At 64.4% G+C, this 17263-nt stretch carries 14 protein-coding genes; all 14 read left to right on the top strand.

The features are described 5' to 3' along the window. Positions 1 to 33 precede the first annotated feature (33 nt). The 14 genes from rpsT to CB0101_RS07000 all read left to right on the top strand — a co-directional run bounded on the left by rpsT (position 34) and on the right by CB0101_RS07000 (position 17259). Complete coding sequence (rpsT, locus tag CB0101_RS07060; RefSeq protein ID WP_010311056.1) at positions 34 to 336, top strand: 30S ribosomal protein S20; 303 nt, start codon at positions 34 to 36, stop codon at positions 334 to 336. 53 nt (positions 337 to 389) lie between these two features. Beyond that, positions 390 to 1211, top strand: coding sequence for a TatD family hydrolase (locus tag CB0101_RS07055; RefSeq protein WP_010311054.1), 822 nt, complete (start codon positions 390 to 392; stop codon positions 1209 to 1211). 332 nt (positions 1212 to 1543) lie between these two features. Continuing rightward, positions 1544 to 4834 carry a DNA-directed RNA polymerase subunit beta gene (rpoB, locus tag CB0101_RS07050; RefSeq protein WP_010311052.1) on the top strand — a complete coding sequence of 1097 codons (3291 nt, stop codon included), beginning with the start codon at positions 1544 to 1546 and terminating at the stop codon, positions 4832 to 4834. An 80-nt stretch (positions 4835 to 4914) separates the two neighbouring features. Next, positions 4915 to 6819, top strand: a complete 1905-nt coding sequence (locus CB0101_RS07045; protein WP_136644025.1) for a DNA-directed RNA polymerase subunit gamma — start codon at positions 4915 to 4917, stop codon at positions 6817 to 6819. Between the two features lie 46 nt (positions 6820 to 6865). Further along, a complete protein-coding gene (locus CB0101_RS07040) occupies positions 6866 to 10972 on the top strand; it encodes a DNA-directed RNA polymerase subunit beta' (protein ID WP_010311041.1) in 4107 nt (1368 codons plus the stop codon). A 37-nt stretch (positions 10973 to 11009) separates the two neighbouring features. Continuing rightward, on the top strand, positions 11010 to 11162 hold the full coding sequence (locus tag CB0101_RS07035) for a chlorophyll a/b-binding protein (RefSeq protein WP_010311038.1): 153 nt from the start codon (positions 11010 to 11012) through the stop codon (positions 11160 to 11162). Beyond that, positions 11159 to 12229, top strand: a complete 1071-nt coding sequence (gene rlmN, locus CB0101_RS07030) for a 23S rRNA (adenine(2503)-C(2))-methyltransferase RlmN (RefSeq protein ID WP_010311036.1) — start codon at positions 11159 to 11161, stop codon at positions 12227 to 12229. Before CB0101_RS07035 ends, rlmN begins: the two co-directional genes overlap by 4 nt. 47 nt (positions 12230 to 12276) lie before the next feature. Further along, positions 12277 to 14019: a sodium:solute symporter family protein gene (locus CB0101_RS07025; protein ID WP_010311030.1), complete on the top strand. Its 1743-nt coding sequence runs from the start codon at positions 12277 to 12279 to the stop codon at positions 14017 to 14019. Positions 14020 to 14042: 23 nt separating this feature from the next. Further along, positions 14043 to 14168, top strand: coding sequence for a hypothetical protein (locus tag CB0101_RS15755; protein ID WP_010311027.1), 126 nt, complete (start codon positions 14043 to 14045; stop codon positions 14166 to 14168). Positions 14169 to 14205: 37 nt separating this feature from the next. Further along, positions 14206 to 15006 carry a HEAT repeat domain-containing protein gene (locus CB0101_RS07020; RefSeq protein ID WP_010311022.1) on the top strand — a complete coding sequence of 267 codons (801 nt, stop codon included), beginning with the start codon at positions 14206 to 14208 and terminating at the stop codon, positions 15004 to 15006. 60 nt (positions 15007 to 15066) lie between these two features. Next, entirely contained in the window at positions 15067 to 15285 is a 219-nt protein-coding gene (locus CB0101_RS07015) for a DUF2997 domain-containing protein (protein WP_010311020.1), read from the top strand. Continuing rightward, on the top strand, positions 15285 to 15674 hold the full coding sequence (locus tag CB0101_RS07010) for a DUF1257 domain-containing protein (protein WP_010311017.1): 390 nt from the start codon (positions 15285 to 15287) through the stop codon (positions 15672 to 15674). Before CB0101_RS07015 ends, CB0101_RS07010 begins: the two co-directional genes overlap by 1 nt. Beyond that, a complete protein-coding gene (locus CB0101_RS07005) occupies positions 15671 to 16063 on the top strand; it encodes a ferredoxin (RefSeq protein ID WP_010311015.1) in 393 nt (130 codons plus the stop codon). Before CB0101_RS07010 ends, CB0101_RS07005 begins: the two co-directional genes overlap by 4 nt. Continuing rightward, a complete protein-coding gene (locus CB0101_RS07000) occupies positions 16063 to 17259 on the top strand; it encodes an aldo/keto reductase (protein ID WP_010311013.1) in 1197 nt (398 codons plus the stop codon). The genes CB0101_RS07005 and CB0101_RS07000 overlap by 1 nt, the downstream gene beginning before the upstream one ends. Positions 17260 to 17263: the final 4 nt, after the last annotated feature.

Below are 17263 nucleotides of genomic sequence, written 5' to 3'. Positions count from 1 at the left end.
GTCTTCGTTTGCCGTGCCAGTGCAGTTCAGCCTGTGGCCAATAACAAGTCGTCGAAGAAGCGCGTTCTGATCGCCGAGCGCAATCGCCTGCACAACCGCACCTACAAGTCTGCGGTGCGCACCCTGATGAAGCGCTGCTTCGCCGCCTGCGTGGCCTACAGCCAGGAGCCCGGTGATGCGGCCAAGCAGGCCGTGCAAACCACCATGAGCGCTGCGTTCAGCAAGATCGATAAGGCTGTAAAGGTGGGTGTGCTGCACCGCAACAACGGTGCCCACCAGAAGTCGCGTCTCAGCGCTGCCGTGAAGAAGGCCGTTGAGCCCGCTGCTCAGGCCTGAAGATCACCCCGGGGATTTGTCTAGGGTTCGGGTTCGCCTGATCCCTTCATCCCATGGCCGCGGCTGTCGCCCTTGAGAGCCTTGATGCTCCCCTAATCGACAGTCACTGCCACATTGTCTTCCGAAACTTCGATGAAGACCTGGAGGAGGTGGCCCAACGCTGGCGAGATGCCGGCGTGGGTCGCCTCCTTCACGCATGTGTGGAGCCTTCCGAGATCCCGGCGATCCGGGCCTTGGCGGATCGTTTTCCGGAGCTGCGCTACGCCGTGGGCGTGCATCCGCTCGATCCTGAGCACTGGCAGAGCGATACGCTGGCTGTCTTGAAAGCTGCTGCGCTCGATGACCCCCGAGTGGTGGCCATCGGTGAGCTGGGCCTGGATCTGTTCCGCGACAAAAACCTGGATCACCAGCTGACGATGCTGCGGCCCCAGCTCGATCTCGCCGTGGAGCTGGATCTGCCGGTGATCATTCATTGCCGTGATGCGGCAGAGCCAATGCTCACGGAGCTGCGGGAGCGCGCCGGCCGCGGTGCCTGCCCTCGCGGCGTGATGCATTGCTGGAGCGGCACGCCTGAGGAGATGGAGGGCTTCCTGGCGCTGGGGCTCTTCATCAGCTTCAGCGGCAACGTCACCTTTCCGAAGGCCACCGATACCCATGCCTGCGCTCAGCAAGTGCCGGCGGATCGCTATCTGGTGGAAACCGATTGCCCGTTCCTGGCGCCAGTACCGAGGCGCGGCAAGCGCAATGAGCCAGCCTTTGTGGCGGCGGTGGCTCAGCGGGTGGCTGAGCTGCGCGGTGAATCGCTGCAGGCGGTCGCGCGTCAGAGCACCAGCAATGCCTGCGCCCTCTTTGGGGCTGGCCTTCACAATGTATGATGTTTCATTGGCCTGGCAGCGGGTTGTGGTTTATCCGAGCCCTCTGCAGCCCGAAAGCGCTCACCAGAGTTCTGGTGGGCCTGCCCATTTCCGTGGTGCTGTCGTCTTTCCGGTGCGAGTTGTCGTTACCTCCTGGGTTGAAGCGAGCTGAATAGGTCTGCCGGCGGGCCAGCCACTCCCTCGCGGAGCGGCTGGCTCTGTCGTCTGCTGCGCCATTCATGGGTCGTCTGCTGCGCCTGCGCGCCGCACCGTCTCTCCCCCGCTTCAGCCCCTGAGGTCTTCTTGCCCCAGGCCCCGTCGTTCCGTCCAACCCGTTCCTGCAGGTTCCCCGCATGAGCAGCGCGATCCAGGTCGCCAAGACCGCCACTTACCTGCCCGATCTGGTGGAGGTACAGCGCGCGAGCTTCAAATGGTTTCTGGAGAAGGGCCTGATCGAGGAGCTGGAGAGCTTCTCGCCGATCACCGATTACACCGGCAAACTTGAGCTGCACTTCATCGGTAGCGAGTACCGCCTGAAGCGCCCCCGCCACGATGTGGAAGAGGCCAAGCGTCGTGACGCGACCTTCGCCTCCCAGATGTATGTGACTTGCCGCCTGGTCAACAAGGAGACCGGCGAGATCAAGGAGCAGGAAGTGTTCATCGGGGAACTGCCCCTGATGACCGAGCGCGGCACGTTCATCATCAACGGCGCTGAGCGCGTGATCGTGAACCAGATCGTGCGTTCACCCGGCGTTTATTTCAAAGACGAGCAGGACAAGAACGGCCGCAAGACCTTCAACGCCAGCCTGATCCCCAACCGCGGCGCCTGGCTGAAGTTCGAAACCGACAAGAACGATCTGCTGCACGTTCGCGTCGATAAGACCCGCAAGATCAACGCCCACGTGTTGATGCGGGCCATCGGCCTGTCGGACAACGACGTGCTCGACAAGCTGCGGCACCCCGAGTACTACCAGAAGTCGATCGAGGCCGCCAACGACGAAGGCATTGCCTCGGAAGACCAGGCCCTGCTGGAGCTCTACAAGAAGCTGCGTCCGGGTGAACCGCCCTCAGTGAGCGGTGGTCAGACCCTGCTGCACAGCCGTTTCTTCGATCCCAAGCGTTACGACCTGGGCCGCGTTGGTCGCTACAAGATCAACAAAAAGCTGCGTCTCACCATCCCCGACGCCACCCGCACCCTCACCCCTGAGGACGTGCTGAGCACGATCGATTACCTGATCAACCTCGAGCTCGATGTGGGCGGCGCCACCCTCGATGACATCGACCACCTCGGCAACCGCCGCGTTCGCTCCGTGGGCGAACTGCTGCAGAACCAGGTGCGCGTGGGCCTGAACCGCCTCGAGCGGATCATCAAGGAGCGCATGACCGTTGGTGAGACCGAGAGCCTCACCCCGGCCCAGCTGGTGAACCCCAAGCCCCTGGTGGCGGCGATCAAGGAGTTCTTCGGCTCCAGCCAGCTGAGCCAGTTCATGGATCAGACCAACCCCCTGGCTGAGCTCACCCACAAGCGCCGCATCAGCGCCCTGGGCCCAGGTGGTCTCACCCGTGAGCGCGCCGGCTTCGCCGTGCGCGACATCCACCCCTCTCACTACGGCCGCATCTGCCCGATCGAGACCCCGGAAGGTCCGAACGCCGGTCTGATCGGTTCGCTGGCGACCCACGCCCGCGTGAACGAGTACGGCTTCATCGAGACCCCCTTCTGGAAGGTGGAGAACGGCATCGTTCTTAAGCAAGGCGATCCCCTCTACCTCTCCGCCGATCTCGAAGACGAGTGCCGCGTCGCCCCCGGCGATGTGGCCACCGATGCCGATGGCCGCATCAAGGCCGATCTGGTGCCGGTGCGCTATCGCCAAGACTTCGAGACCGTGCCGCCTGAGCAGGTGGATTACGTGCAGCTCTCACCGGTGCAGGTGATCTCCGTGGCCACCTCGCTGATCCCCTTCCTCGAGCACGACGACGCCAACCGCGCCCTGATGGGCTCGAACATGCAGCGCCAGGCTGTGCCGCTGCTGCGCCCCGAGCGTCCGCTGGTGGGCACCGGCCTGGAAACCCAGGTGGCCCGCGACTCCGGCATGGTGCCGATCACCACCGTGAACGGCACGGTGGCTTACGTGGATGCCACCGCCATCGTGATCCGCGATGAAGAGGGCAACGACCACACCCACTACCTGCAGAAGTACCAGCGCTCCAACCAGGACACCTGCCTGAACCACCGCCCGATCGTGAAGCTCGGCGACCCGGTGATCGCTGGTCAGGTGCTGGCGAATGGTTCGGCCTGTGAGGGCGGCGAAATCGCCCTCGGTCAGAACGTGCTGATCGCCTACATGCCCTGGGAGGGCTACAACTACGAGGACGCGATCCTGGTGTCTGAGCGCCTGGTGCGCGACGACCTCTACACCTCGGTGCACATCGAGAAGTACGAGATCGAAGCCCGTCAGACCAAGCTCGGCCCTGAAGAGATCACCCGCGAGATTCCCAACGTTGCCGAGGAGAGCCTGGGCAACCTCGATGAGATGGGCATCATCCGCGTGGGCGCCTACGTGGAAAGCGGCGACATCCTGGTGGGCAAGGTGACTCCCAAGGGTGAATCCGACCAGCCCCCGGAGGAGAAGCTGCTGCGCGCGATCTTCGGTGAGAAGGCCCGCGATGTGCGCGACAACTCCCTGCGGGTGCCCAGCACCGAGCGCGGCCGCGTCGTTGACGTGCGCATCTACACCCGTGAACAGGGTGATGAGCTGCCGCCCGGCGCGAACATGGTGGTGCGGGTCTATGTGGCGCAGCGCCGCAAGATCCAGGTGGGCGACAAGATGGCCGGCCGCCACGGCAACAAGGGCATCATCAGCCGCATTCTTCCCCTGGAAGACATGCCCTACCTGCCCGACGGCAGCCCCATCGACATCGTGCTCAACCCCCTGGGTGTGCCGAGCCGCATGAACGTGGGTCAGGTGTTCGAGTGCCTGATGGGCTGGGCCGCTTCGCACCTGGATTGCCGGGTGAAGGTGGTGCCGTTCGATGAAATGCACGGCCCCGAAACCTCCAAGAACACCGTTCAGGCCTACCTGGAGGCGGCCAAGTCGCAGCCCGGGAAGGACTGGGTGTACGACCCGGAGAACCCCGGCAAGATCCAGCTGATCGATGGCCGCACCGGCGAAGCCTTCGACCAGCCGGTCACGGTGGGCTACGCCCACATCCTCAAGCTGGTGCACTTGGTGGACGACAAGATCCACGCCCGTTCCACCGGTCCTTACTCGCTGGTGACCCAGCAGCCCCTCGGTGGTAAGGCCCAGCAGGGCGGCCAGCGTTTGGGTGAGATGGAGGTGTGGGCTCTCGAGGCCTACGGCGCCGCTTACACCCTGCAGGAACTGCTCACCGTCAAGTCCGACGACATGCAGGGCCGCAACGAAGCGCTCAACGCGATCGTGAAGGGCAAGCCCATCCCCCGCCCCGGCACCCCCGAGTCGTTCAAGGTGCTGATGCGCGAGCTGCAGTCGCTGGGTCTCGACATCGCGGTCTACACCGACGCTGGCGAGGAAGTGGACCTGATGCAGGACATCAACCCCCGCCGCAGCACCCCCAACCGGCCCACCTACGAATCCCTCGGCGTCGCGGATTACGACGACGACTGATTGCTGATCGATCCGGACCACCCCAGCGGGTGACCGTCTGATCCCTTCCGTTTCCTCCGACCTCCGCGCGCTACACGGCCATGACCAACAGCAATCTCCGCACCGAGAACCACTTCGACTACGTCAAGATCACCCTTGCTTCGCCGGAGCGGGTGATGCAGTGGGGGCAGCGCACGCTGCCCAATGGTCAGGTGGTGGGCGAGGTGACCAAGCCCGAAACCATCAACTACCGCACGCTCAAGCCGGAAATGGACGGCTTGTTCTGCGAAAAGATCTTTGGCCCTTCCAAAGACTGGGAGTGCCATTGCGGTAAGTACAAGCGGGTGCGGCACCGCGGCATCGTGTGCGAGCGCTGCGGCGTGGAGGTCACGGAGAGCCGGGTGCGGCGTCACCGCATGGGCTTCATCAAGCTGGCGGCCCCCGTGTCGCACGTTTGGTACCTGAAGGGCATCCCCAGCTATGTGGCGATCCTGCTCGACATGCCCCTGCGGGATGTGGAGCAGATCGTTTACTTCAACTGCTATGTGGTGCTCGATGCGGGCGACCACAAAGACCTCACCTACAAGCAGCTGCTCACCGAAGACGAGTGGCTGGAGATTGAAGATGAGATCTACGCCGAAGACTCGGAGATCGAGAACGAGCCCACCGTGGGTATCGGTGCTGAAGCACTGAAGCAACTGCTGGAGGATCTCGATCTGCCCGTGGTGGCTGAGCAGCTGCGCGAGGAGATCGCCGGCTCCAAGGGCCAGAAGCGCGCCAAGTTGATCAAGCGCCTGCGCGTGATCGATAACTTCATCGCCACCAGCGCCCGTCCTGAGTGGATGGTGCTGGATGTGATCCCGGTGATCCCGCCCGATCTGCGCCCGATGGTGCAGCTCGATGGCGGCCGTTTCGCCACCTCCGACCTCAACGATCTCTATCGCCGTGTGATCAACCGGAACAACCGGTTGGCGCGTCTGCAGGAGATCCTGGCCCCCGAAATCATCGTCCGCAACGAGAAGCGGATGCTGCAGGAGGCCGTTGACGCCCTGATCGACAACGGTCGCCGCGGCCGCACCGTGGTGGGCGCCAACAACCGCCCGCTCAAGTCACTGAGCGACATCATTGAGGGCAAGCAGGGTCGCTTCCGTCAGAACCTGCTCGGTAAGCGCGTCGATTACTCCGGTCGTTCCGTGATCGTGGTGGGTCCGAAGCTGAAGATGCATCAGTGCGGTCTGCCCAAGGAGATGGCGATCGAGCTGTTCCAGCCGTTCGTGATCCATCGCCTGATCCGCCAGAACATCGTTAACAACATCAAGGCCGCCAAGAAGCTGATTCAGCGCGCCGATGATGAGGTGATGCAGGTGCTGCAGGAGGTGATCGAAGGTCACCCGATCCTGCTGAACCGTGCTCCGACGCTGCACCGCCTCGGCATTCAGGCGTTCGAGCCCAAGTTGGTGGATGGCCGCGCCATTCAGCTGCACCCGCTGGTCTGCCCCGCCTTCAACGCCGACTTCGACGGTGACCAGATGGCTGTGCACGTGCCCCTGGCGATTGAGGCCCAGACCGAGGCCCGCATGCTGATGCTCGCCAGCAACAACATCCTCTCGCCCGCCACGGGCGAACCGATCATCACCCCCTCCCAGGACATGGTGCTCGGTTCCTACTACCTCACCGCTGTCCAGCCCGACGGCGTGAAGCCTGAGTTCGGTGATCGCAGCCGCACCTTTGCTGGTCTGCGCGACGTGCTTGCGGCCTTCGATGAGAAGCACCTCACCATGCACGACTGGGTGTGGGTGCGCTTCAACGGTGAAGTGGATAGCGAAGACGAAGCCAAGGAGCCCATCAAGGAAGAAACCCTGAGCGATGGCACCCGCATCGAGCAGTGGAACTATCGCCGCGATCGTTTGGATGAAGACGGCGCTCTGATCAGCCGCTACCTACTCACCACCGTCGGCCGTGTGGTGATGAACAGCACGATCATCGACGCGGTGGCCGCCGCCTGAGATCCCGGACGTTTTCCCCCTTCCTTATTCCTCTTCGCGCGCAGCCATGACCGCCACTCCCTCCAAGAAAACCAAGAAGTCCAGCAAGAAGGCCGCAGCCGAAGCTCCGGCACCCGTGCTCGGAGCCTCCGCTCCCCTGAGCAAGGCCGTTCCGGTGTTCCGCAATCGCACCATCGATAAGAAGCAGCTGCGGAACCTGATGGCGTGGGCCTACAAGAACCACGGCACCGCTTCCACCGCCTCCCTGGCGGATGAACTGAAGGATCTGGGCTTCCATTACGCCACCCAGGCGGCCGTGTCGATCTCCGTGGATGACCTGCGGATCCCCGGTGAAAAGGCCCGTCTGCTCGAAGAGGCGGAGCAGCAGATCACCGACACCGAAGAGCGTTATCGCCTCGGTGAAATCACCGAGGTGGAACGTCACACCAAGGTGATCGACACCTGGACCGAGACCAACGAGCGTCTGGTTGAAGAAGTCAAGAAGAACTTCAACGAGAACGATCCGCTCAACTCGGTGTGGATGATGGCCAACTCCGGCGCCCGGGGCAACATGTCCCAGGTGCGTCAGCTGGTGGGCATGCGCGGCCTGATGGCCAACCCCCAGGGCGAAATCATCGACCTTCCGATCCGCACCAACTTCCGTGAGGGTCTGACGGTCACCGAATACGTGATCTCCTCCTACGGCGCCCGTAAGGGTCTGGTGGATACCGCCCTCCGCACCGCCGACTCGGGTTACCTCACCCGCCGTCTGGTGGACGTGGCCCAGGACGTGATCGTGCGCGAGGACGACTGCGGCACGACCCGCGGCATCCCCATCGACGCCGATGACAAGGGCCGTTACGCCGCCAAGCTCGTGGGCCGTCTGGCCGCTGAGCCCGTGCTCGATGGCGACGGCACCGTGATCGTGGATCGCGACGGCGAAATCGACGCCCCCACCACCGCCCGCATCGAAGCGGCTGGTGTGAAGACCGTGGTGGTGCGCTCGCCCCTCACCTGCGAAGCCGCCCGTTCGGTGTGCCGCAAGTGCTATGGCTGGGCCCTGGCCCACAACGAACTGGTCGACCTCGGCGAGGCCGTCGGCATCGTGGCCGCCCAGTCGATCGGTGAGCCCGGTACCCAGCTCACCATGCGGACGTTCCACACCGGTGGTGTGTCCACCGCCGAAACAGGTGTGGTGCGCTCCCTCGTGGCTGGCACGATCGAATTCGACAGCAAGGCCCGCGTGCGTCCTTACCGCACCCCCCACGGTGTGGAAGCCCAGATCGCCGAGACCGACTTCAACCTCACCGTGAAGCCCAGCGGCAGCGGCAAGGCCCAGAAGCTCGCCATCACCTCCGGCTCGATCCTGTTTGTGGAGGCCGGCGCCGAAACCCCTGCCGACGTGATGTTGGCCCAGATCTCTTCCGGCGCCGCCGTGAAGAAGAGCGTGGAGAAGGCCACCAAAGACGTGATCTGCGACCTGGCCGGTCAGGTGCGTTTCGAGGACGTGATTCAGCCCAAGGAGGTCACCGACCGCCAGGGCAACATCACCCTCAAGGCCCAGCGTTTGGGTCGGATGTGGGTGTACAGCGGCGACGTGTACAACCTGCCCCCCAACGCCCAGCCTGTGGTGAGCGGCAATAAAGCTGTCACCACCGGTGAAGTGCTGGCCGAGAGCCGCCTGGTGAGCGAGTACGGCGGTGCGGTGCGCCTGCGCGAAAGCGCCGGTGATTCCCGCGAGGTGCAGATCGTCACCACCAGCCTCACCCTCAAGGATTGCAAGCTCGTGGGTGAATCCACCCACTCCGGTGAGCTCTGGCACCTCGAGGGCAAGGACAGCATTCGCTACCGCCTCAACACCCACCCCGGCACCAAGATCGCCAACGGTGAGGTGATTGCTGAACTCGCCGACGATCGCTTCCGCACCCAGACCGGCGGTATCGTGAAGTTCGCGCCCGGCCTGGCCATCAAGAAGGCCCGCAGCGCCAAGAACGGCTACGAGGTGAGCAAGGGCGGCACCCTGCTCTGGATCCCGCAGGAAACCCACGAGATCAACAAGGACATCTCCCTGTTGATGATCGAGGACGGCCAGTGGATTGAGGCCGGCACCGAGGTGGTGAAGGACATCTTCAGCCAGACCGCCGGCATCGTCACGGTCACGCAGAAGAACGACATCCTGCGCGAGATCATCGTGCGCTCCGGTCAGCTGCACCACGTCTCCGACGCCAAGGCGATTAGCCGCTACAGCGACGGCAAGATGGTGAACCCCGGCGAAGAGATCGCCAAAGGTCTCAAGGCTGAGGCGATGGTGTTCGTCGAGGCTGTCGACACCGCTGAGGGTGGCGCGCTGTTGCTGCGCCCGGTGGAGGAATACCGCATTCCCGATGAGGCCCACCTGCCTGAGCAGGGCAGCGTTGTGCAGAAGAACGGCCCCAGCCTCGGCCTCAAGGCCACCCAGCGCCTCGCCTTCAAGGACGGCGAGCTGATCAAGAGCGTTGAAGGTGTTGAGCTGCTCAAGACGCAGCTGATCCTCGAGACCCACGACACCACCCCCCAGATGACGGTGGATGTGGAGTCGGTGCCCGACAAGCGCGCCAAGACGATCGATCGTCTGCAGCTGGTGATCCTTGAGAGCCTGCTGGTGCGCCGTGACACCCTCTCCGACGCCAGCCACGGTTCCACCCACACCGAGCTCTCCGTCAACGACGGCGACAGCGTGAAGGCTGGTGATGTGGTCGCCACCACTCAGATCCTCTGCAAGGAAGACGGTGTGCTGGCCCTGCCTGAGACCGTCGATGGCGAGCCCATCCGCCGCCTGATCGTCGAGCGCGCCAGCGACACCCGCAGCATCGACCTCGGCTCCGCCAAGCCTGAGGTGGAAGTGGGTCAGCGTCTGGTGGACGGCGATCTGCTGGCTAAGGGCGTGGAAGCTCCCTGCTGCGGTCAGGTGGAGTCGGTCTCCGGCAACAGCGTCACCATCCGCATGGGCCGCCCCTACATGGTGTCGCCCGATTCAGTGCTGCACGTGCGCGACGGCGAACTGGTGCAGCGCGGCGACTCCCTGGCTCTCCTGGTGTTTGAGCGCCAGAAGACCGGTGACATCGTGCAGGGTCTGCCCCGTATTGAGGAGCTGCTCGAAGCCCGTCGTCCGCGGGAATCCGCTGTGCTCTGCCGCAAGGCCGGCACCGTGGAAATCAAGCAGGGCGAAGACGACGATTCCGTGTCCGTCACCGTGATCGAAGGGGATGACGCCATCACCGAATACCCGATCCTGCTGGGCCGGAACGTGATGGTGAGCGATAGCCAGCAGGTGAGCGCCGGTGAACTGCTCACCGATGGTCCGATCAACCCCCACGAGCTGCTCGAGTGCTTCTTCGAAGACCTGCGCAGCCGCAAGCCCACCCTGGAGGCGGCGATGGAGGCCATCTCCAAGCTGCAATTCCGCTTGGTTCAGGAAGTGCAGAACGTCTACAAGTCGCAGGGCGTCACCATCGATGACAAGCACATCGAAGTGATCGTGCGCCAGATGACCAGCAAGGTGCGCATCGAGGACGCGGGTGACACCACCCTGCTGCCCGGTGAGCTGATTGAGCTGCGTCAGGTGGAGCAGGTGAACAGCGCCATGGCGATCACCGGCGGTGCTCCCGCTGAGTTCACCCCGGTGCTGCTGGGTATCACCAAGGCCTCGCTCAACACCGACAGCTTCATCTCCGCGGCCTCCTTCCAGGAGACCACCCGCGTGCTCACCGAAGCTGCCATCGAAGGCAAGAGCGACTGGCTGCGGGGTCTCAAGGAGAACGTGATCATCGGTCGCCTGATCCCGGCTGGTACGGGCTTCAGCGGCTTCGAGGAGGAACTGCGCGCCGAGGCAGGCCCCCACCCCGACATCCTCGATGAGGATGCGATGAACTACCGCCGCATGCAGAACCTGCGCCCGGATTACACCGTGGACATGCCGGCTGCCCCTGCACCCGGTAGTGCAGGTGCCCTGCTTGACGATCCCTCCGATGAGGATCTCGAAGCCACCCGCAGCCGCCATGGCATCGAGGCTTCGGCCAGCACCACCGCTGCCTTCACCCGCCCCACGGTGGAAGAAGGTCTCGAAGAGGAGCTGATCGCTGATCCTGAGGCGATGCAGGGTCTCCAGGAAGAGGGTCTGCTCACCGACGAGTGATCCCTCGATCACCCCACTGCCCATCCCACCTCCGGCCATGATTCAGCCCACGCTCGTGCCCCAGCGGCGCCTGCCCCGCTACGGCTTCCACACCCATACCGAGCGGCTGAATGGCCGGATGGCGATGCTGGGCTTCATCGCCCTGCTGGTGGTGGAAGCCCAGCTGGGCCATGGTTTGTTGATCTGGTGAGCCAGCCCCTGCTGGGCATGGGGCTTTCGGCCCTCGAGGACTGGGCGAAGCAGCACGGCCAGGCCGCCTTCCGCGGCCGCCAACTGCACGATTGGCTCTATGCCAAAGGAGCCCGTCAGCTGGCCGATGTGTCGGTGTTGCCGAAAGGTTTTCGTGAGCAGCTGGCGGCCCAGCCGCCGGACGGGGCCTTCGACTGGATGGGTCGCTCCCGCGAGTTGCATCGCAGCGTTGCCCGCGATGGCACCACCAAGCTGCTGCTCGGCACCCACGACGGGCTGAGCATTGAAACCGTGGGGATTCCCGCCGAAGGCCGGCTCACCGTCTGTGTGAGCAGCCAGGTGGGCTGCCCGATGGCCTGTCGGTTCTGTGCCACCGGCAAGGGGGGGCTGCAGCGCTCGCTGGCGGTGCACGAGATCGTGGATCAGGTGCTGAGCGTGCGCGAGGTGATGGAGCAGCGCCCCAGCCACGTGGTGTTCATGGGCATGGGGGAGCCGCTGCTCAACATCGAGGCGGTGCTCGATGCCATCCAGTGCCTCTGCACCGATCTGGGCATGGCGCAGCGCCAGATCACCGTGAGCACCGTGGGGGTGCCGCGCACCTTGCCGCGTTTGGCGGAGCTGGCCCTGGAGCGTCTCGGCAGGGCCCAGTTCACCCTGGCGGTGAGCCTGCATGCTCCCGATCAGCGACTGCGCGAAGAGCTCATCCCCACCGCCCATGCCTATCCGATTGAGGCCTTGCTGGAGGATTGCCGCCGCTATGTGGCGATCACCGGCCGGCGGGTGAGCTTCGAATACATCCTCCTCGGCGGGCTCAACGATCAACCCCGCCATGCAGCAGCCCTGGCGCAGCTGCTGCGGGGCTTCCAGAGCCACGTGAACCTGATTCCCTACAACCCGATTGAGGAAGAGGAATTTCAGCGCCCCACCCCGGCGGCCGTGGATGGATTCCGCCGGGCCCTGCAGGATCGGCACGTCGCCGTGAGTGTGCGCGCCAGTCGCGGGCTTGATGCCGATGCCGCCTGCGGTCAGCTGAGGCGCCGCCTTGAGGGAAGTCTAGAGCCCGCGTAGGCGTTGCCGGTGAACTGAGGGAGACTGCCCAGCAGTGAAGGGCGGCCATGACCAGCATCGATTGGGCGATCGTCATCGCCTATCTGGTGGCGAGTCTCTTCGTTGGACTCTGGCTGGCCCGCCGCAATCGCACCGAGGCCGACTACTTCGTTGCTGGTCGTCAGCTCAAGGGTTGGCTGGCCGGGGCATCGATGGCGGCCACCACCTTCTCGATCGACACCCCCCTCTATGTGGCTGGTCTGGTGGGTGTGCGCGGCCTCGCCGGTAACTGGGAGTGGTGGAGCTTCGGTGTGGCCCACGTCGCCATGGCTGTGGTGTTCGCTCCGCTCTGGAGACGTAGCGGCGTCCTCACGGATGCAGCCCTGACGGAATTGCGTTACGGAGGGCCTACCGCCGCATGGTTGCGGGGCGTTAAGGCCTTTTTGTTTGCCCTGCCGATCAACTGCATTGGCCTGGGTTATGCGTTTTTGGCCATGGCCAAGGTGAGTGAGGCCCTGGGTTTGGCGCCTACTCCTCAGGCCAAGGTCACTCTGCTGGCCATCGTTGCGCTGCTGGTTTTGATCTACACCGCAGCTGGGGGCCTTTGGGCCGTGGTCGTCACGGACATGCTTCAGCTGGTACTGGCTTTGCTGGGGGCGATCGCTGTCTCTGTGGCGGCGGTCCATGAGGCTGGCGGCATGGATTCCCTGCTGGAGAGCATCCGCAGCCTGTCCCGTCCGGAGCTTTTGTCTCTGGTGCCCTGGCATGTGGAGGGCGGGCGTCTGCAGTGGCTCGATGGCGCGGGGATTTCAATTGCCACTTTCAGCTCTTACTTGGCCTTGCAGTGGTGGAGCTTTCGCCGCAGCGATGGCGGTGGTGAATTCATTCAGCGTTTGCTTGCGACCCGCGATGAGCGCGAAGCTCGCACCGCCGGTTGGGTCTTCCTGGCCGTGAACTACCTCCTACGCAGCTGGCCCTGGATCATTGTGGCGCTGGCCGCAGTGGCCCTACTGCCGGATCAGACCGACTGGGAGCAGAGCTACCCCCTGTTGGCGGTCCAACTGCTTCCCCCCGTGGTCTTGGGGCTGGTCGTCGTCTCCCTCGTGGCGGCTTTCATGAGCACTGTCAGCACCTCGGTGAACTGGGGAGCCAGCTACCTAACCCATGACCTCTACCAGCGCTTTATTCGGCCTAAGGCCAGTGAGAAGGAGTTGCTCCTGGTCGGCCAGCTCGCTTCGGTGCTGCTGGTGGTCTTTGGGGTGATCACCGCCTTGATGAGCACCAGCATCGGCACGGTCTTCCGCTTGGTGATTGCCATGGGGACGGGGCCCGGGGTCGTTCTTGTCTTGCGCTGGTTCTGGTGGCGCGTCAATGCCGCCGCTGAGCTGGCGGCCCTACTGGGCGGCTTCTTGATTGGCTTCTCCACCTCTGTGGTGCCCCTCTTGAGGATCGACGACTACGGGGTACGTCTTTTGGTGACCACGCTGCTGACGGCGGCACTCTGGCTGCTCGCGATGTTTGCGACTCCGCCGGAGTCGCCGGAAGTGCTCGAGCGCTTTGTGCGCCAGGTCCGCCCCCCGGGGCCCGGCTGGACTCAATGGCGGCAGCGGACGGCAGTCCATGCAGACGAGACGCTCCCAGACCTCTTGCTGTTGTTAATCGCTGGCTGTGCCTTGCTCTTTGGCGCCCTGCTGGGAATCGGCGGCTTCCTGCTGAAGCTGCAGCTTTGGGGGTGGGGCGGTTTGGTGATGGCGGTGGTCGGAGCCTTGTTGTTGCGCCGCGGCACCGGTCGCGTGCCGGCGGAGGGATGATGGCTCGATCGCTTTTCTAATTCGTGCAGTTCCTGCGTTCCACCTTGTTGCCAGCCGCGATCGTGCTGCTGTTTGGCCTGGCTCTGTTTGCCGTGAGTGCACGCATCTGGTTGCCGGGTGACATGGTCGCTCCGGCCCCCATCAGCTGAGCAGACCACGACGGGCCCGGCCCTTACGATCCCCGGCATGACTGGTCCGTTCCCCGAGTTTTCGCAGAGTCCGGCCGATCTGGCGCTGGACCCGGAACTGCTCGCGCGTGAACTGGCTGAAGAGCTATTGGGCGATCCGCTCGATGAGCTCGACGACCCGGCTGTGGCCTTGGCGGATGTGGCGGCCGAGTGTGACCTGGGCCTGGAGCTGCTACGCGGCGGCCACGATGAACGGATGCAGGGGCTGCGCATCTTCTGCGAGCACCGCGATCCCCGGGCGCCGGCTTTGCTTGTGCCGTTGCTGGAGGCCAGCTGCCCGATCCTGCGGATGAGCGCGGTGTATGCCCTCGGCCGCAACCCGGATCTGCAGGCCGTGACCCCGCTGCTGGCGTTGCTGCAGAACGACAGCAATGGCTATGTGCGCAAGGCGGTGGCCTGGAGCTTGAGCAGTTATCCAGATGCGCCGGTGATGAACCCGCTGATCCGCGCGCTGCAGAGCGATATCGCGGCGGTGCGCCTCTGGGCTGCGAGTTCCCTGGCCGATGCCGGCTCCACGGGCCTGGCTAAGGCGGATCAGGCTGCGGGGCAGCTGCTTCAGGCGCTGCGCATTGATAGTGAAGCGGCGGTGCGCAGCAACAGCGCCTGGTCGCTCGGGCGCCTCTATGGCGATCTGGTGGAGCCGCGCCAGCTGGAGGTGGTGGAGTCGCTGCTGGGGGCGATGCTGCACGACGCCGATCTCGCGGTGCGGGATGAGGCCCGTCTGGCCCTCGAGCAACTGGAGGATCCCCTGGTGCTGGAGCGTTTGCAGACCCTGGTGAACGAAGGCCTGCTGAGCTGAGCTCCCGCCAGATTCTGAGCAACGCGGCTAGCATCCGCAGACCCACGCCCTTGCCCGGGAATGGCTCAGCAAACCATCCGCTTTCGGATCCGACCTGATGGTCGGGTTGAAGAGCTGGTGGAAGGCATTGCGGGCAGTGGCTGCGAGCAGCTCACTGAGGGCATTGAAGCCCGGCTTGGCAGCGTGCAACAGCGCCAAGCCACCTCGGAGGCCTTTCAGGCATCCCAGGCCGCGGTAACCCCCGAGCAGACCCAGACCCTTCCTTCATCGGTCTCCTGATGTCGCACTTCAGCACCGTTAAAACGGAACTGCGTGATCGCGCCGCCCTGATCGACGCGCTGCGCGATCTCGGTCACGACCCCCGTGAGGGCGATCGAGCCGTGCGTGGCTATCGCGGCCAGACTGTGCAGGCTGACCTGGCTCTTCTCGGTGAAGAGGGTGGTGATATCGGCTTCCGCTGGAACGAAGCCAACGGCAGCTATGAGCTCGTGACCGACCTCGACCTCTGGCGTCAGCCCATCCCCGTGGAGCGATTCCTCGCGAAGCTCACCCAGCGGTATGCCCTGCGCAGCATCCTGGCGGCCTCCAGCGCCGAAGGCTTCCAGGTGAGTGAACAGCATCAGACGGCTGATGGGTCGATCGAGCTGGTGGTGACCCGCTGGGTGTGAGCGTCGATCCTGCGGTTGCCTTTGCGGCCGCTTCGGCGCCAGCGGCTCTGGCCACGGGCCGTGAGCCTGTGCTCGGTGGGGCCTTGCGCCAGAAAGCCGTATGGGTGGATGAAGCGGTGTGCATCGGTTGCCGCTACTGCACCCATGTGGCGGCCAATACCTTTTTGGTGGAAGAAGACTGGGGCCGCTCCCGTGCCATTCGCCAGGACGGCGACAGCACGGAGCGCATCCAAGAGGCCATCGACACCTGTCCGGTGGATTGCATCCATTGGGTGAGCTACGAGGACTTGCCCGCCCTGGAAGAGCAAACCTTGAACCAAGAGCTCCAACCCCTGGGGCTGCCCACACCGGCCAGGCCCCGCCGGACCTTGCCCCGGGCCAACTCCTGATGCTGCCGGTTCGTCGCTTTGGCCGCACGGAGCTGCCGATGCCCGTGTTGTCGCTCGGGGGGATGCGCTTTCAGCAGAGCTGGAGCGATCTGCCGGCTGATCAGATCAGTCCAGAGAGCCAGGCCAACCTGCGCGCCACCCTCGAGGCGGCGGTAGCCGCCGGCTTCCGGCATGTGGAAACCGCGCGCCATTACGGCAGTTCCGAGCGGCAGTTGGGCTGGTTGTTGCCGCAGGTGCCGGATCCAGGCCGGATTCTGCAAACCAAGGTGCCGCCCCAGGCTGATCCGGAAGCCTTTGAAGCTGAGCTGCGTCTCAGTTTTGAGCGTCTGGCTGTGCAGCGCGTCGACCTGCTGGCCATTCATGGACTGAACCGTTCTGACCATTTGGAGCAAACCCTTCGGCCCGGGGGGTGCCTGGAGGTGGTGCGGCGCTGGCAGGCGGAGGGCCGCGTGGGGTCGGTGGGTTTTTCCACCCATGGCCCATTGCCGCTGATCCTGGAGGCGATCAACAGCGGCGCCTTCGATTACATCAATCTCCACTGGTATTTCATTCGCCAGGACAACCGGCCCGCGATTGAGGCCGCCATCGCCCAGGACATGGGCGTATTCGTGATCAGCCCGACCGATAAAGGCGGCCACCTGCACACCCCATCGCCGCAGCTGCTGGAGCTGTGTGCGCCCCTGCATCCGATCGTGTTCAACGATCTCTTCTGCCTGAGCGCGCCGGGGATTCACACCATCAGCGTGGGAGCAGCGCGCCCGGAAGACTTGGAGCTGCACCTGCAAGCCGTGGCGTTGCTGCCCCAGGCGGCCCAGCTGCTGCCCCCGATCGTGGCGCGGTTGGAGCAGGCCCGCCACGAAGCCCTGGGCGACGCGTGGCTGGAGAGTTGGCAGCAGGGCTTACCGGCTTGGCAGGACACACCTGGCGGGATCAACCTGCCCACCTTGCTCTGGTTGCACAACCTCGTGGAGGCCTGGGGCCTGGAGGGCTACGCCAGAGCCCGCTATGGGCTGCTGGGCGCCGGTAGCCATTGGTTTCCCGGTGCCAATGCCGATGCCCTCGATCACGGTGTGAGCGAGGCGGAGCTGCTGCAGGCCTTGGCGGCCAGCCCCTGGGCGGAGCAGATTCCGCCTGTGCTGCGGGCCTTGCGCCAACGGGTGGGCGGTCAGGCCACCCGCCGGCTGATGGACGATTAATCCC

The organism is Synechococcus sp. CB0101 (assembly GCF_000179235.2).
Lineage (GTDB): Bacteria > Cyanobacteriota > Cyanobacteriia > PCC-6307 > Cyanobiaceae > Vulcanococcus.
This window is presented reverse-complemented; position numbering and strand designations above follow the sequence as displayed.

What these genes read in the sequence shown, in the direction of transcription:
- CB0101_RS07035 (WP_010311038.1), top strand. Translation starts at nt 11,010, where the DNA reads ATGATTCAGCCCACGCTCGTGCCCCAGCGGCGCCTGCCCCGCTACGGC.
- CB0101_RS07045 (WP_136644025.1), top strand. Translation starts at nt 4,915, where the DNA reads ATGACCAACAGCAATCTCCGCACCGAGAACCACTTCGACTACGTCAAG.
- CB0101_RS07000 (WP_010311013.1), top strand. Translation starts at nt 16,063, where the DNA reads ATGCTGCCGGTTCGTCGCTTTGGCCGCACGGAGCTGCCGATGCCCGTG.
- CB0101_RS07025 (WP_010311030.1), top strand. Translation starts at nt 12,277, where the DNA reads ATGACCAGCATCGATTGGGCGATCGTCATCGCCTATCTGGTGGCGAGT.
- rpoB (WP_010311052.1), top strand. Translation starts at nt 1,544, where the DNA reads ATGAGCAGCGCGATCCAGGTCGCCAAGACCGCCACTTACCTGCCCGAT.
- CB0101_RS07020 (WP_010311022.1), top strand. Translation starts at nt 14,206, where the DNA reads ATGACTGGTCCGTTCCCCGAGTTTTCGCAGAGTCCGGCCGATCTGGCG.
- CB0101_RS07040 (WP_010311041.1), top strand. Translation starts at nt 6,866, where the DNA reads ATGACCGCCACTCCCTCCAAGAAAACCAAGAAGTCCAGCAAGAAGGCC.
- CB0101_RS07010 (WP_010311017.1), top strand. Translation starts at nt 15,285, where the DNA reads ATGTCGCACTTCAGCACCGTTAAAACGGAACTGCGTGATCGCGCCGCC.
- CB0101_RS07015 (WP_010311020.1), top strand. Translation starts at nt 15,067, where the DNA reads ATGGCTCAGCAAACCATCCGCTTTCGGATCCGACCTGATGGTCGGGTT.
- CB0101_RS07055 (WP_010311054.1), top strand. Translation starts at nt 390, where the DNA reads ATGGCCGCGGCTGTCGCCCTTGAGAGCCTTGATGCTCCCCTAATCGAC.